The organism is Streptomyces sp. NBC_00376 (assembly GCF_036077095.1).
In the GTDB taxonomy this organism is placed as follows: Bacteria; Actinomycetota; Actinomycetes; order Streptomycetales; family Streptomycetaceae; genus Streptomyces.
This window is the reverse complement of sequence record NZ_CP107962.1, coordinates 378,350-393,041: the sequence shown is the minus strand read 5'-3', so window position 1 is coordinate 393,041 and position 14,692 is coordinate 378,350. Positions and strand designations below refer to the sequence as shown.

17 protein-coding genes are annotated in these 14,692 nt (G+C 70.3%); 16 read left to right on the top strand and 1 reads right to left on the bottom strand.

Translation table 11 applies throughout. From position 1 onward, the window contains the following. Positions 1 to 441: 441 nt before the first annotated feature. Complete coding sequence (locus OG842_RS44905; protein ID WP_266738184.1) at positions 442 to 1,245, bottom strand: hypothetical protein; 804 nt, start codon at positions 1,243 to 1,245, stop codon at positions 442 to 444. Between the two features lie 279 nt (positions 1,246 to 1,524). Between OG842_RS44905 and OG842_RS44900 the strand changes: the two genes are divergently transcribed. The 16 genes from OG842_RS44900 to OG842_RS44825 all read left to right on the top strand — a co-directional run bounded on the left by OG842_RS44900 (position 1,525) and on the right by OG842_RS44825 (position 14,691). Beyond that, on the top strand, positions 1,525 to 1,860 hold the full coding sequence (locus tag OG842_RS44900) for a hypothetical protein (RefSeq protein WP_266738186.1): 336 nt from the start codon (positions 1,525 to 1,527) through the stop codon (positions 1,858 to 1,860). A gap of 149 nt (positions 1,861 to 2,009) precedes the next feature. Continuing rightward, entirely contained in the window at positions 2,010 to 2,360 is a 351-nt protein-coding gene (locus OG842_RS44895; RefSeq protein WP_266738187.1) for a hypothetical protein, read from the top strand. After that, positions 2,357 to 4,648, top strand: coding sequence for a hypothetical protein (locus OG842_RS44890; protein WP_266738189.1), 2,292 nt, complete (start codon positions 2,357 to 2,359; stop codon positions 4,646 to 4,648). Before OG842_RS44895 ends, OG842_RS44890 begins: the two co-directional genes overlap by 4 nt. Beyond that, entirely contained in the window at positions 4,648 to 5,598 is a 951-nt protein-coding gene (locus tag OG842_RS44885; RefSeq protein ID WP_266738191.1) for a replication-relaxation family protein, read from the top strand. The genes OG842_RS44890 and OG842_RS44885 overlap by 1 nt, the downstream gene beginning before the upstream one ends. 316 nt (positions 5,599 to 5,914) lie before the next feature. Beyond that, positions 5,915 to 6,526: a hypothetical protein gene (locus OG842_RS44880; RefSeq protein ID WP_266738193.1), complete on the top strand. Its 612-nt coding sequence runs from the start codon at positions 5,915 to 5,917 to the stop codon at positions 6,524 to 6,526. Between the two features lie 119 nt (positions 6,527 to 6,645). Next, complete coding sequence (locus tag OG842_RS44875; protein WP_328512789.1) at positions 6,646 to 7,404, top strand: ATP/GTP-binding protein; 759 nt, start codon at positions 6,646 to 6,648, stop codon at positions 7,402 to 7,404. A 55-nt stretch (positions 7,405 to 7,459) separates the two neighbouring features. Beyond that, the gene (locus tag OG842_RS44870; protein WP_266738196.1) at positions 7,460 to 8,152 is read left to right on the top strand and encodes an SAF domain-containing protein; all 693 of its coding nucleotides are present in this window, start codon (positions 7,460 to 7,462) and stop codon (positions 8,150 to 8,152) included. A gap of 1 nt (position 8,153) precedes the next feature. Next, the gene (locus tag OG842_RS44865) at positions 8,154 to 9,029 is read left to right on the top strand and encodes a MinD/ParA family ATP-binding protein (protein WP_266738197.1); all 876 of its coding nucleotides are present in this window, start codon (positions 8,154 to 8,156) and stop codon (positions 9,027 to 9,029) included. Beyond that, positions 9,022 to 10,581, top strand: coding sequence for a CpaF family protein (locus OG842_RS44860; RefSeq protein ID WP_266738199.1), 1,560 nt, complete (start codon positions 9,022 to 9,024; stop codon positions 10,579 to 10,581). Before OG842_RS44865 ends, OG842_RS44860 begins: the two co-directional genes overlap by 8 nt. Then, the gene (locus OG842_RS44855) at positions 10,578 to 11,504 is read left to right on the top strand and encodes a type II secretion system F family protein (RefSeq protein WP_266738201.1); all 927 of its coding nucleotides are present in this window, start codon (positions 10,578 to 10,580) and stop codon (positions 11,502 to 11,504) included. The genes OG842_RS44860 and OG842_RS44855 overlap by 4 nt, the downstream gene beginning before the upstream one ends. Positions 11,505 to 11,509: 5 nt before the next feature. Continuing rightward, complete coding sequence (locus OG842_RS44850) at positions 11,510 to 12,397, top strand: type II secretion system F family protein (RefSeq protein ID WP_266738474.1); 888 nt, start codon at positions 11,510 to 11,512, stop codon at positions 12,395 to 12,397. A 13-nt stretch (positions 12,398 to 12,410) separates the two neighbouring features. Continuing rightward, positions 12,411 to 12,599 (top strand): hypothetical protein, encoded by a 189-nt coding sequence (locus OG842_RS44845; protein ID WP_266738203.1) that lies wholly within the window; start codon positions 12,411 to 12,413, stop codon positions 12,597 to 12,599. 100 nt (positions 12,600 to 12,699) lie between these two features. Continuing rightward, a complete protein-coding gene (locus tag OG842_RS44840; RefSeq protein WP_266738205.1) occupies positions 12,700 to 13,335 on the top strand; it encodes a hypothetical protein in 636 nt (211 codons plus the stop codon). Positions 13,336 to 13,433: 98 nt separating this feature from the next. Further along, complete coding sequence (locus OG842_RS44835) at positions 13,434 to 13,778, top strand: TadE/TadG family type IV pilus assembly protein (protein ID WP_266738206.1); 345 nt, start codon at positions 13,434 to 13,436, stop codon at positions 13,776 to 13,778. Continuing rightward, positions 13,775 to 14,233, top strand: coding sequence for a TadE/TadG family type IV pilus assembly protein (locus OG842_RS44830; protein ID WP_266738208.1), 459 nt, complete (start codon positions 13,775 to 13,777; stop codon positions 14,231 to 14,233). Before OG842_RS44835 ends, OG842_RS44830 begins: the two co-directional genes overlap by 4 nt. Then, positions 14,230 to 14,691 (top strand): TadE/TadG family type IV pilus assembly protein, encoded by a 462-nt coding sequence (locus tag OG842_RS44825; RefSeq protein ID WP_266738210.1) that lies wholly within the window; start codon positions 14,230 to 14,232, stop codon positions 14,689 to 14,691. Before OG842_RS44830 ends, OG842_RS44825 begins: the two co-directional genes overlap by 4 nt. Position 14,692 lies beyond the last annotated feature (1 nt).

The following is a 14,692-nucleotide window of genomic DNA, read 5'->3' as shown; positions in this document are numbered from 1 at the left end:
GCCGAGATGCCTACACCTCCTACCTCAGTGCTGCTGAGGAAGTGTTCCAGAGAGCAGCTTCAGTGGCTTCCGAGCAGCTCAGTGCTGTGGAACGCCAAGCTGCGTTTGATGCCGCCAAGGCAACGCGGTTGTTCGGCCTGGAGCTGGTACTTCAGCTTGAGGCTCCTCTGGAGGTTCGCGAGGCGGCGAGGCAGGTTAGGGCCGCGGCGGCTGAGAGCGTGATCGCAGTAGGTCACCACGCTCCCGGGCCAACAGAGGCCATCCTGCAGACCTTCCATGAGCGCATCCAGATCCTGAGGAAGGAGTGCAGGCGGTCGCTGCAGTCAAGCAGCTGACCTGCAGCGGCTATCGGCCTGGGGAGGCATTTGGCTCGGCGTCGCGACGCTGATGGGGCTCTTTGGGAAACGCCAGTCCTGCTCTGGGCTTGGGCACACCTGGCGGTCAGGCGGGGTCCATGTCGCGGAAGCGCTCGAAGGACTCCGAGCCGGTGGCGCCCTTGTTCCACTTGACTGTCAGGGTGTCGCCGTTCTGGCTGAGATTGCCGGCCCGGTCCTTGTCCGCGACCCGGACGCCGTCCTGCTCGCACAACAGCGCGACCTCCAGGAAGTCGCCGCTCTCGTCCTCCTGCCAACGCCCCTTGCATTCGAACCCGGAGCCGTCGCTGAGGATCGCGTTGATCCGGGCAGGCTCGTCGAGGTACGCGTCGCCGATCGCCAGCATGGTGGAGTCGGATGCCTTCCACACGGCCTGGAGGCCGGTCCCGGTGGGCTCGGGGACGAGCGGGTTGTCGGGGGTCTCCGACTCCTCGGGCGGTGGCTGGACGATCGGGGACTTGTCGGTCGGGCTCACGCTGGGCGCCGAGGTGCTCGGGCTCGCCTTGGCCTTGGGCGACTCGGTGTCGTCGCCGCCCCGGCCGACCGCGAACCACACCCCGCCGGCCACCACGACGAGAGCCACCACGGCGGCCGTCACGATGAGCCCGGTCTGCCGCTTCCTTGGCCCCGGTGCCTGCCCCAGGGCGCCGGGAAGGGGGCCGTGCGGCGACGGGTAGGCGCCGTACGGCGGGCCCGGCTGGGCGTACGGGTTCCCGGCCACGGGCATACCGGGGTGCGGCACCTGCGGCTGCCCGTAACCGGTCTGCGGCGGTGCGGTTGGAGGGACCGGCGGAGGCGGCGGCATGCCGAACGGCTGCTGTGGCGGCGACCAGGGCTGCTGCTGCGGCTGCTCGCCGGGCGGTTGAGACACGTGGTTCCTCCCCCATGGCCGACCACTTGTCGGCACGTCACTCTTTCTACCAGCCACCCGCCCGGTCCCCGCATGCGGCCCGTGTGGCCCACGAGCCACACACCGGGCCCGCGTATGCGGGGCCGGTGTCAAGAAGGTCGGGGCACCGCGCGCATCCCGGCACTCTGCACCGGAAATCAGAAACCTGATTGCCTCCCGTTTGCCTGTCACGTTTTCGGTCTGCGGGTTCCTTGCGTAGGTAAGGACGGCACCGGGCCGTCTGCGGGAGGTGCGTTGCACATGGCACGGCACGCTGCTGAGCTCCGGAGGGCAGCAGGACGCAGTCGGCTGGATACGGATGTCGAGGCGCTGGTCAGTCTGTGCGGGTGGCTGGTCGCGGTGGTGTTCGTGGTCGGGTTCGTACGCGGATGGTGGTGGGGCGGGGATCTGCACAACCTCCCCTGGGGACTGGGAGACCCGGCTGCGGAAGCGGTCGAGGAGCGGCGGGGATGGCCGTGGGTGCCCATCCTGGCGTCGGGGCTGGGCGGGTTGGGTGCGCGCTGGGTGTGGCTCGCGCTGGCTGATCTGGTGTGCGGAATCGATCCCCGGATCCGGCGGCGTGGGTGGCGGCTGTGATGGGGTGGCTCCCGGCCGGCGGCCGGTTCGACGCGGGTTCGCTGATCAGCACGTTCTGGGGTGCCCGGTGGTGGGTGGCGGCCGCTGCCGCTGCTTCCGTGTGCATCTGCTTGTGGGTGCGGTGGTGGTGGCTGCGGCGTGCTCGGACCATGTTGCGGGAGCGGGCGGCGGTTTCTCTGGTGCCGGCCGCGGGCTTTGACCCGTCGCTGGAGGAGATCGAGCGGCACGCAGCGCGCCTCGCGCGGGTTCCGGCGGTTGTGGGGTGGGCGCCGGAGCGGGCGCTGGGGGTGAGGATCCGGCTTTCCAGTGATGAGAGCCGGCTGTCGTACCGGCTGGAGGGTCCGGCTCGGGCGGCGGCGCTGCTGAGGCTGCGGTCCTTTCCCGATGTGGACGTCCTGGACGTCGTAGATCCCGGAGGCCACGACGAGGTGCCCCTGATCTGGTTCGACGGCGTGCCCCCACTCGGCAAGGAAGACCATGATGGAGATGAGGACGCGTGACGGTTCAGCTGGAGAAGCTGTGCAGCAAGGACATCGACGTAGACGACCTCGCGGACGCCGGTGAGGCAGCGGCCGGGGACTGGTTGTATGTGGCGCGGGCGGAGTTGGTGCTGGCCCGGCCCGATCACCGTCAGCTGACCGCCGCCGGTCTGGACCCGGATCCCCTGCAGCTGATGGCCGCGGCGTGCGCGCACGCGGACAGCGAGCGCGGTGAACGGGTCGAGCTCGTGGTGGACCTGGTGCCGGTGGCCGGGCGGCGAGTAGCGCGGTGGCGGCGCCGGCTGGTGCGGCGTGCACAGCAGCGGGGCCCGTCGGCATTCGGTGAGCAGCTGGGCGGCGGGGAGCGGGCGGGGGTGGGCGGTTCGCTGTGGTCGCAGGCTCTCGCGGGGTTGAACGGAGGCGCCTCGCGTGGCCGCCCGGGGCAGAGGAGGGGCCGGGTTCCCCGGACCTCGGATCTGGCCGAAGGGGTGGGCAAGTTCCTGCCGACGGCGGACACGCAAGTGTTCGCGGTGCAGGTGATGGTGCAGACGGTTGCCGCTCACCCGGTAAAAGCGCAGGCGCTGTTGCATCAGGTGATGGCGGTGATGGATGCCTGGTCGGGGGAGAACTGGTGGCGCCCGGTCGGGCCTGGGACGGGTATGTGGCGGCCGTACAGCAACGTGTGGTGGCGCCGCCGGAACTTCGAGCGGCGTTTCGAGATGGGTGAGTTCGCGCCCTCGAAGCGGCAGTGGGTGACTTCGCGGGAGATCGCCGCGCTGCTCAAGCCGCCGTCGGTTCACTGCACGCCGACGAACGTGGTGCGGACCGGGGGTGTGGTGCCTGCGGCGCCGTCGCGGCTGCCGGAGTGGACCGGGCAGCGGGGTGTGGTGCCGCTGGGCATGGTGACCGGTGCGGACGGGCGTGCACGGCTGGGGGCTGTCCCGCAGCAGGACGTGCTGTTCGGGGCGAGTCTGGGGCGGTCGGGGTTCGGGAAGTCGGAGCTCGCTCTGCTCCAGGCGCTGACGCTGGGGTATGGCGGGTGCGGGGTGTGGTTTCTGGATCCGCACGGTGCGGCGGTCCAGCGGGCGCTGCCGTACCTGACGCATCCGGCGGTCGTCGACCGGGTGCAGCTGATCGATCTGAGCGTGAAGGATCCGGGGGCGCGGATCGCGTCGTGGAACCCGTTGTCGATGGAGGGGCGGGACCGGGCGCAGGTCCAGGACGTGGTGGGTGCTGTCGTCGGTGGTCTCGCCTCGGCGCAGGGGTGGCGCGACCGGGCGCCGCGGGCGCGGGCCATCCTGTCCCACGCGGTGCAGGTCCTGGCCCATCTGGCGCTGGTGATGTGTGAGCGGGGCCGTCCCGACCTGCAGCCGACGCTGTTCTCGATCACGCGGCTGCTGACGGACGAACGGTGGCGGATGCAGGTGCTGGAGCAACTGCCGCGGCGGCTGTCCCGGTTCTGGCGGCACACGTTCCCGAGGTACGAGGGGAACGCGGTGCCGGTCGTGACGCAGCTGCTGGAGCAGCTGGAGACGTCGGATTCGCTGCGGGCGTTCCTCGGCCAGCCGCGGTCCAGCTACAACGTGCGGCAGGCGATGGACGGGAACAAGATCGTGCTGCTGCGGTGCTCGGGCACCGGGGGCGGTGACCAGATCATCACGTCGTTGCTGCTGTTCGATCTGTTCCTGGCCGGGCTGTCGCGCGAGGGCGTGCGGCCCGAGGACCTGGAAACGATGTTCGCGTTCGCGGACGAACTGACCGCGATCGACGGCGCTTCGCGCGGGTACGTGGCGGCGATCCTGGAGCAGCTGCGGAAGTACGAGGTGCGGCTGATGGGGCTCACGCAGATGGTGATGCGGCTGTCCGAGGAGACCCGGCAGGCCCTGATGCAGAACCAGTCCCTGCTCTCCGCGGCCGGGGCGGACAGCGACGAGGCCGCGTTCATCTCCAGGCGCCTGGCCGGCGTCGCGTCCACGGTGCTGGAGCAGCTCGCGAAATACCAGTACGTCATGTCGACGATGCTGCACGGAGAGCGCAGCACCCCCTTCCGGGTACGGGGTGTCGCAGTGCACCAGGTGCTGGCCGACTACCACCGCCCCGACCTCCTGCCCGGCCTGGTCGCCGCGATCGACCGCAACCTCGGGCGCCGGCCGGTCGGCGAAATCCTCAAAGCGCTGGACGGGGACGACGAGCGGCTCCCGGGCCTGGACGACATGCTGCTCACCCATCTCACCGGCCGCACCCCGGCCGCCGGGCCCGCCGAGACGGCCGGGCCCGCCGAGGCAGCCGGCCGAAGCGAGGTGGGCTGATGTCCCCCAGCATTGCCGGGCCCCGGACTGCCCACCTGTCCCGCCTCGGGCAGAAGCTGCTGCCGATCCTGTACCAGCACCGCCTTGTGGCCACCAGCCAGCTTCACCGGCTCCTGACCCCGCACACGAAGCGCCCGGTGTATCTGCTGCGCCACCTCGGGCACCTGCGCACCATGGGCCTTGTGGAGTCCACCGACCGGCTCACCGACCGGATGGGCCGCTGCGAACAGCTCTGGTACATCACCGCGCTGGGCTGCGAGATCGTCGAAGCCGCCGGAGAGGTCACGACGCGCGCGTACCGCATGAGCCCGAAAGCCGCCGCCTCCCAGCTCCAGGAGCACACCCTCGCCGTGGTCGACTCCGGCATCGCGTTCACGGAGTGGGCCGGCCGCCTCGGCGACGAGTGCGGGCCGCTGGACTGGGATCCGGAGCTCGCCCACCGTGTCCGGGAGGGCGACAGCCGTCTCGGCGACGACGCGTTCCTCGTCCCCGACGCAGTGCTGCGCTACACCCGCACAACTGGGAAGCGGCGTCAGCTGTTGACGTTCTTCCTGGAGATCGACCGCTCCACGATGCAGGTGGCCCGGCTGGGTCAGAAGCTCGACACCTACGCCCGCTACGCCTCCTACATCCCGCAGCCGCCTGGCCGCCGCAGGCCGTTGAGCACCCGGGAGGCATGGCGCGAGCGGTATCCCGTGTTCCCGCGCCTCCTGATCATCCTTTCGGGGGCATCCGAACGCGTGCTACGGCGCCGTACCGAGGACCTGCGGGCACTGGCCTCCGCCAACCCCCGCATCACAGAGACAACCCGGCTCCGCGCGGGAGTCACCACGGCCGAACTCCTGGACGGGCACGGCCCTTTCGCTCCTATCGTGATGCCGGTACTCGGCGACGCAGAACGCACCAACGTGCTGCTGACGGCGCATTCCGAGCCCGGAACGATCACGTGAACCGGAATGCCGCACCAATGCCGACGAGTCGACAAAACCGGTTCCCGCATTCACACCGGCCTGCGGCCCTTCCGCCATTCCATGCGGACCCGGAACGCGCAATCCCGTATGCCGGGATCCCGCCACGCAGGATTGTGCCGATTTACGACGGATGCCATAGATCCGAACTACAAAAACAGGATGGGCTGTTGACAAAAGTTTGCGTAATGTATGAGACCAGACCGCACGGTCGGCTTTCAGACTCGTCGCGCGCAGGTGGCCAGTCACGGCCCGAGCCGCAGGTCGGGGCAACGTGGCATATGCATGGGGAGGCACAGTGACGCAGCCGGTGCGACCGGAACACTCAGGCGTTCGCGAACGAAATCGTGCGTGGTCGGCAACCCTGCTCACCACCGCTTGCGTACTCGCAACGGCGACCGGATGCAGTTCCGGTAAAACAGACGACCCGAAAGAGACCCCCTCACCGTCCGCTTCGGCGAAGCAAACACCGAGCAAGCCCGCAGACCCGAACGAGACCGCCAAGAACGAAGCCGTCGCCACATACAAGCAGTACTGGCAGGCAATGGAACGCCTCTACGCGGACAGCAGCGGAAAAGACAACGCCCTGAAGGACTACGCCGCCGGCGCAGCGCTAAAGAACGCCGAGGCGGACGCCAAGAACATGCACGGCAAGGGCCGGATCATCACCGGCCAAGTCGCCGTTGGCAGCCCCACGGTGACCAGCGCCGACATCAACCGCAAGATCCCCAACGCGACGATCTCCAGCTGCCTGGACATCTCGCACTGGCAGGTCATCGACAGCGCCACCAAGAAGCCGGCGGCTCTTCCCTCGACGCGACTGACCAAGTACGTCATCGTGTCCACGGTCGAGCGCTGGCCGGAGGGCTGGAGGGTCATCAAAGACGAACCGCAGGGGCAGAAGTGCTGAGCCGCCGGAACGCGGCAGTTTCCGCGGCCCTGGTCCTGGCGGCTCTCACGGTCCCTTCCGTCGCCCACGCTGCAGACGGTCCTGGCACTGGAGTCGACAGCTGCGGATTCTTCGTGTGCGTGGAAGCGGACGACCCCGGCACGTCCGGAGGCACCAAGCCCGCCGGCCGCCCTCATCTGGGAGGCAAGGCAGGAAGTAATGGCAAGGGCCCCGGTAAGGGCCCGGTCAGCGGGATGCCGTGCACGTACAAGCTGGCAGACCCGCAGCCCCCGGCCGGGAGCATGGAGTGGGGCGGACACGAGCCCGGTGACGGTGCGGTCTACGAGAAGACCTGCGCCCCCGGGAAGACCGACGCCGCCATTACTCAGCTGGTGTGGGCGGCCGATCCCCCCGCGGCCCGGGTCGATCCTGCCGTCGTGGCGCAGCAGGCCGTGGACAAGATGCTGCTGCGGGGTCCGCGGATCGGTATCACGCCGAAGCCTGGCGGCAAGGGTGTGGTCGGTATGCCGGTGTACATGTGGACCGCGAAGGGTGCGGAGACGTATGGGCCGAACATGGCTTCGGCGACGGCCGGTTCGGTGACGGTCACGGCGACCGCGAGGGTCAGCAAGATCGTGTGGGCTATGGGGGACGGCTCGGCCGTCACCTGTACGACCGCGGGCACGCCGTACCGGGCGGAGTTCGGCAAGAAGCCGTCTCCGGACTGCGGCCACCGCTACACCCAGCCCTCTTCCGTCCTGGAGTCCGGCAAGTACCACGTGACCGCGACGTCGACCTGGACGATCGACTGGGCGGGTGGTGGGGAGACCGGTCAGCTCACCGAGACCCGCGCCAGCGCCGCCGACATCACCGTGGCAGAGGTCCAGGTCCTCAACTGAGGCCGTTCTTCTCTTCTTTCTCTTCTTTGTAGAATTTCCCGAGAGGCAGCAGCGCATGGAGTCCCCCGTTGCCGTGCCGCCGGCGCCCCGCGCCGCCGGCACGGCCCGCCCCGACATCCCCATCACCACGACGGCCCCGGTCAAGCGGGAGCGCCGCTGGTCGGTGGCCGCGCTCTGCGTCGTTCTGGCGGCCGTCGCCGGGCTCGGTGCGGCGGCGGCGGTCACGTCGGCCGGCGACCGCGCCCAGGTCCTTGCCGTTGCCCGTGATGTTCCGGCCGGGCAGGCGCTGACGGATGGTGATCTCGTCGTGGCGGAGGTGTCGGCCGACGCGCACCTGAGCCCGGTCCCCGCTTCGGAGCGGGCCGGCATGGTCGGGAAGCGTCCTGCCGTCGACCTGCGCAAGGGCGGGCTGCTGACGGCTTCGCAGCTGTCCGCGGGCACCGGGCTGGGTGACGACAAGCAGCAGGTGGGTGTGCAGGTCAAGCGGGGCCAGGCCCCCGCCGGTGCCCTGGCCCCGGGTGACAAGGTGCTCGCCGTCACCACCCCGGCCCAGGGGGAGCAGACCGACGCCAAGGGTGCCGAGGCGCCGCCGTCGTCGGTCAACGGTGTCGTGGTCTCCGTGTCCCGCCCGGACGCCTCGGGCACGATCGTGGTCAACCTCGCGGTGTCCCCCACCGACGGGCCGCTGCTGGCGACCCGTGCTTCGACGGGGCGGATCGCCCTGGTCCGCGAACCGCGGAGCAGCTGACATGCCCGTGACCGCTCTTGTCTCCGCCAAGTCCTGCGGGGTCACCGCCTCGGCGCTCGCCCTGACCCTGGCCTCGAAGCGCCCTTCGCTGCTCGCCGAGTGCGACCCGGCGGGCGGCACGATCCGAGCCGGGCTCCTGGACGGGCGCGCCGCCGCGGGGTTCGGCCTCTACCACCTCGCCGCCGCGGAACGGACGGGCCCGGACGCGCTCGCGAACGCGTTCGCCAATCACCTGTGGCCGCTGGACGAGGGCGGGCACCGCAAGCTGCTGCCCGGCCTGACCGATCCCGCCCAGGCCGCGGCGCTGGGCCGGACGTGGCCGGCCCTGTCGGACGTGCTGCACGTCCTGGCCGGTGAGGCCGGGTACGACGTGTTCGTAGATGCCGGGCGTCTCGCGCTGGAGTCCGGGCACCTCCACCCCGTCCTGACTCCGGCTCCGCTGCTCCACCGGGCCGACCTGGTCCTGCTCGTGGTCCGCAGCACCGAGCAGTCCCTCACCCTGGCCCGGCACGTCATCGACCCGCTGCGCACCGAACTGCAGGAACGGGGATCAGGCGCCGACGCCCTGGGTCTGCTGCTCATCGAGGGCGGCACCTACCGGGCCCACCAGGTCAGCGAAGCCCTCAAGGGGGTGCCGGTGCTCGGTGCCCTGCCCTGGGACACGGACACCGCCCAGTACCTCACCACCGGGGGCCGGCCTCCGCGCGGCTACGCCCGCAGCCCCCTGCTCCGCCACGCGCGCACGGCGACCGAGCAGTTCGAGGCGGCCACCTCGCGCCGGCGGATCCAGCAGGAGTACCCGGCCCGGCCCGCGAACCCGCAACTGTCCGGTGTGCTGCAGCGCCTGGCCGAGCAGCGCGGAGGCAGCCGTGGCTGATACCCACCAGCGGTCCGGTGCCAACGGGCATCCGGAACCGATGGGGCGCCAGGAGCTCGCATCGTTGCTGTCCGGGCATCTCGGTCAGCGCCGTGCTCCCGCTTCCGCGCCTGCCCAGTCACCGCAGGCACCCGCCTCTCCCCCGGTGGCGAGTGCGGGGCCGGCCGCTGTGCCGCGTCTGGCCGGGCTGCCCGGCGAGCTCCCGGTGGGCTGGGAGGTGATCGAGGCGCTGCAGGGCGAGGTGTCCAAGGCACTCAGCGAGCAGGACCCCGACAAGCACTTGGAGGAATCGGACCGGCGGGCTCTCGCACGGGCTCTGGTGACCACCGCTGTGGCGGACTGGTCGACCAAGCACGCCCACGGCAACACTCCGCTGACTGCCGAGCAGGAGAGCGCGATCGGCACCGCGGTCTTCGACTCCATGTACCGAGGCGGCCGGCTGCAGTCCCTCCTGGACGAGCCCGGTGTGGAGGACGTGATGGTCGACGGGCTGCGCGCCCATGTCGAGTACCACGACCGTCCGCGCCGCACGATCGAGAAGGTCGCCGACAGCCATGACGAACTGATCACCTGGGTCAACCGGATGGCGCGGCTGTCCGGGCACGGCGAGCGGTCACTGACCCAGGCCAACCCCATGGTCGGCTTCCGTATGCCCGACGGATCCCGGGTCACCGCATCCTTGCTCACCACCCGGCCGTCCGTCGTCATCCGGCGCCACCGCATCCGGCAGCACGGCATCGCCGAACTCGTCCGGTGGGGCTCGATCAACCCGATCCTGGAACGGTTCCTGACCGCGTGCGTGCACGCCAAGATGAACATCCTGGTGGTCGGGGACATGGGTGCGGGAAAGACGTCGCTGCTGCGTGCGCTTGGCCGTGAAATCCCGGCCGCGGAGCGGCTGGTCACCCTGGAGTCCGACCGCGAGCTCTACCTGGACGAGCCCGGCCCGAAGCCGGGACCGGTGACATTCGCGTTCGAGGCGAGGCAGTCCAACGGCGAGGTCCGCGGCGGTGACCGGGCCGGCGAGGTCACCATCTCCGACATGTTCACCACCGCGCTGCGCTACAACGCCACCCGGGTCATCGTCGGCGAGGTCCGCTCCACCGAGATCGTGCCGATGCTGAACGCCATGTCCTCCGGCGGCTCCGGCTCCATGTGCACGCTCCACGTCCGCCGGCCGCACGCCATCATCAGCCGCCTGGTCCAGCTGTGCACCGAGGCCGGCATGCAGACCGAGGCCGCCCACCACCTCATCGCCTCATCCATCGACGTCGTCGTCTACCTGACCTACCTGGACGAGACGGCGATCGGCGGCAAGAAGCACAGGTTCGTGAGCAGCATCCACGAGGTCCACGACGTCGTCGGCGAGGGCGGCCGACCCGTCACCACCGACCTCTTCGCACCCCAGGGCGGCGAGCTCCGCGCCGTCTACACGAACATGCCCACCTTCATCGGCGACCTGGAACGCACCGGCCTGTTCAACCGGCAGTGGCTGACCGAGAACCCGTACGGTGCGTGGCTCGGGCCGCTGCAGACAGTGGGGACGCGATGAGTACCTCCCAGCTCGCACTCGTCGCGGCCTGCTGCGCCGTGCTCACCCTGCTCGCGGTCTTCGCCGCCGTCCGCGAGATCCGGGGCCGCGTCCCCGACCCGTCCAAGCCCACCTCCCGTATGACCGGCCGGATCCAGCGTGCGAAAGCCGAGCTGCCGGAGAAGTGGCAACGGCGCTGGCGCCACCTGCTCACCACGGCGGGCGTCGTCGCGCTGGTCGTGTGGGCCTGGACCGGCTGGCCCGTCCACGGCCTCCTCGCCGGCGCCGCCGTCCTCGGCCTGCCCTACGTCCTCAACCCCGGCACCGCGGCGACCCAGAGAATCGAGCGCCTGGAGGCGCTCGGCCAGTGGCTCAACCACCTCGCCGGTGTCCACCAGGCCGGCATCAGCCTCCCCCAGACGATCCGGACGTCCGCGAAGGCCGCGCCCGCACCGATCGCCCCGAACGTGCGGGCCCTGGCCGAACGGCTGCGCTCCGGCATGGAGGCGCACGACGCGTTCGCGCTCTTCGCCGACGAGCTCGCCGACGGCGTGTCCGACCACGTCGTCCTGCTGTTCCAGTCCCACGCCGTCTACAAGGGCCCCGGGCTGTCCGACGCGCTGGAAGCCCTGGCGGTCACGATCCATCAGCAGGCCGCCGACGCCCGCGACATCGAGGCCGACCGGGCGAAGGTCCGCAAGAGCTCGCGCATGGTCTCGCTCGTCATCTGCATCGTCGTGGTCGGCTGCATGCTCAACGACGCCTGGTCCGGCTGGTATCAGTCCCCGGTCGGACAGATCGTCCTCGCCGCCCTCGGCGGCCTCTTCGCCTACACCCTGCGATGGCTGCGGAAGATCGCGCGGACCCAGCCCGACCCCCGCCTGATCACCCCTCTCCCGGCCACCGCCGCACAGCTCACCACCACCGCGGGAGGCGCCCGGTGATCCCCATGGAAGCCGTACTTCCCGCAGCCGCGGCCGGCGCCCTGATCGGCCTGGCCGTCCGCGCCGCCATGCCGGCCCGCCGCGATCTCGCCTCCGTGCTGGACCGGCTGGACGTCTCCAAGACCAGCAGCCCTCTCCTGCCGACCACGGCGCCCACGTCCACGGGCACGCTGCCCGAACGCGTCGGTGCCCGGCTGCTCGACGAGTTCGGCGGGCGCATCACGCTGCCCGTAAAGGACCTGAACCTGCTGAGGATCAGTCCGGCCGAGCACCTGGGCAAGAGGTTCCTGTTCGCCCTGTACGGCCTGGTGCTTCCACAGCTCCTCCAGGCTCTCCTCGCCGCAGCCGGCGCGGCCTTCCCGTTCGCGGTTCCCGCAGCCGTCTCCCTCGCCCTGGCCGGCCTGTTCTGGTTCTGGCCCGGCAAGGAAGTCGCCCGCGACGCGGCAGCGGCCCGGCTCGTCGTCCGCCACGCCGCCGCCTCCTACCTGGAGCGCGTCGCGCTGGCCCGCATCGCCAACTCCGGCGCGGCCCAGGCCCTGACCCAGACCGCGGAGGTCGGCGACGGCTTCATCTTCGTGCGCATGCGGCAGGTCTTCCACCAGGCCGACCTCGCCGGCGTCACCGTCTGGGACGCCCTCAAGCAGCTCGGCGACGAACTCGACATCCCCGAACTGACCCGCCCCGCCGACACCCTCGCCCTCGCCGGTGACGGCGCGGCCGTCTACACCACCCTGCAGGCCCAGGCCCGGCAGCTGCGCATCGCGCTGCTGTCGGACGCGAAGGCCCAGGCCAACGCGGCGAGCGCGGCAATGATCCTGCCGGTCACCTTCGGCGTCATCCTCATGCTCACCTTCGTGATGATCCCCGTCACGATCACCATCCTCGGAAGCTGAAAGAAGAACGCTCATGGACATCCAGACCCTGACCGTATGGATCCGCGGCCGGTACGAGGCTCTGAGAGCCGGCAAGGACGCCGGACAGACCAGCACCGAACTGGCGCTGATCGCCGGTGCGCTGCTCGTCGGCGCCGGCCTGCTGGTCCTGGCGATCCGCACCAAGCTCATGGAGAAGATCGGCATCATCAACGGCGGCTGACACGCCCCCGTACCGCCATCACGTCGAAGAGGAGAAAGACGTAGTGACCCAAGTCCCGCGGTCCCGTACCACCAGCCTGGCCGCATACGCGTCGGTCATCGTGCTGACGGCTGTCCTGGGCAGCGGATGCGACACCCAGAGCGACACCCCGCCTCCCGCAGGGAAGGGGCTGGCCACCCCCGGCGACGGCAAAGCGAGCGCGCCCGCAGCCCGCGTGCTGCTCACCAGCCAGCTGGAAGCGGCCCTGCCGAACGAGTTCAGTATCCCGGTCGACTTTGACGAGTCCCGCACCCGCAAGGCGTGGGACAACACCGACGACGCCACGTACTGCCAGTCCGAGGGCTGGCCGGACGAGTGGTGCGGTGAGGCGCTCACGTTCGGACTGGCAGGGTTCACGAATCTTGAGGATCAGGAACTGGCGATCCGTCTCATCTCCTTCTCCAATGTCCCAACTGCTGCCCGTCTGTTCAAAGGCGAAGGCACGGTCGACGAAGTGGGCGAGAACCCGCCAGGTGACGAGATCGACGGCTTCGAGCTCGAGCCGTCAAGCAGCTCACCGGTCTGGATTGGCAAGGGAATCAACGTGCGGCAGGGTGCCGTCATCGCGAAGATCGAGTACAGCTGGAAGGCTGGCACGGACCTGCCGTCCGACAGGCTCCTCTCCCTCACCGACATGGTCGTCCAGCGCATTCAGCAGGCACAGGCCGGCAAGCCGCCCACGGCATCGGCCCGATGAACCACACACACGATCCTCTAAGAGGCGGCGCGGCAGTACCCCGTCGGCGAAGGCGCGCAGCCGCGCGCCGGCTGCGGGGCGACCGCGGATTCGGAAGCGTGGAGTTCGCGGTTCTGGCCGTCGTCGTGCTCGCGCTGATCTTCACTGCCGTCCAGGTCGGCCTGTACTACCACGCGCGCAAGGTCGCCCAGTCCGCCGCCCGTCAGGGTGTGGAGGCCGGGCGGCAGTTCGGTGCCGGCGAAGGTGACGGCGTCGCCCAGGCGCAGGACTTTCTGAGCCGTTTCGGCGGGAGCGTCCAGGGGGCGAGCGTGTCATCGGCCGGCAGCAGCGCGCAGGAGATCCGCATCACCGTGCGCGGCAGCGTCGCCACACTGGTGCCCGGCTTGACGCTGGACGTCGTCCAGCAAGCCGACGCGCCGGTCGAGCGCTGGACCACCCCGTGACGGCCCGCGCCTACGGTCACCGACTGGCGCAGGGGCTGCGCCGTGACCGGGGCTCCTACGCGGTGGAGACCGCGGTTCTGGCACCCGTGATGATCGCCCTGCTCCTGCTCATGATCGCGTTCGGGCGGGTGACGGACGCCGACGGTGCCGTGGACTCCGCCGCCCGCGCCGCTGCCCGCGCCGCGTCCCTGGAACGCGACGCCGGCAGCGCCCAGGCGCAGGCCCAGGCCGCGGCCGCCCGCAGCCTCCAGGGCGAGGGCATCACGTGCCGGACCTCCAGTGTCGTGGTCGACACCGCCGGCTACGCCCTCGATATCGGGGTGGAGGCGAATGTGACGGCCACGGTCGCCTGCACGGCGAACCTTTCCGACATCGGGCTGCCGGGCCTGCCCGGGGCCAAGACGCTGACCGCGTCGTGGACCAGCCCCATCGACACCTACCGGGGGCGCCAGTGACCACCGCAGTCCGCCGCTTCATGGACCAGCGGCATGCGGCACTGACCGCACGCCGCCGCGACCGCGGATCGATGTCCCTGTTCTTCGCCCTGGCCTCGCTCGCGATCCTGATGGTGATGGGGCTGCTCGTCGACGGAGGCGGCGCTCTGAACGCCGGGAACCGCGCGACCTCGCTCGCCCAGGAGGCCGCCCGCACCGCCGGCCAGCAACTCGACCCCGCCCAGGCCATCGAGGGAACCGCCATCACGATCGACCCCGACGCCGCCGTCGGGGCTGTCCAGGACTACCTCACCGCCGCCGGCATCCAGGGCGACGTGCAGGTCACCGAAGGTGGACAGAGCCTCACCGTCACCGTCCACGACACCTACGACACCTACTTCGCACAGTTCGTCGGCGTAGGCACGATCAACGTGACCGGCACCGCGAAAGCCCATCTGCAGACCCAAGCTGGAGGCTGAG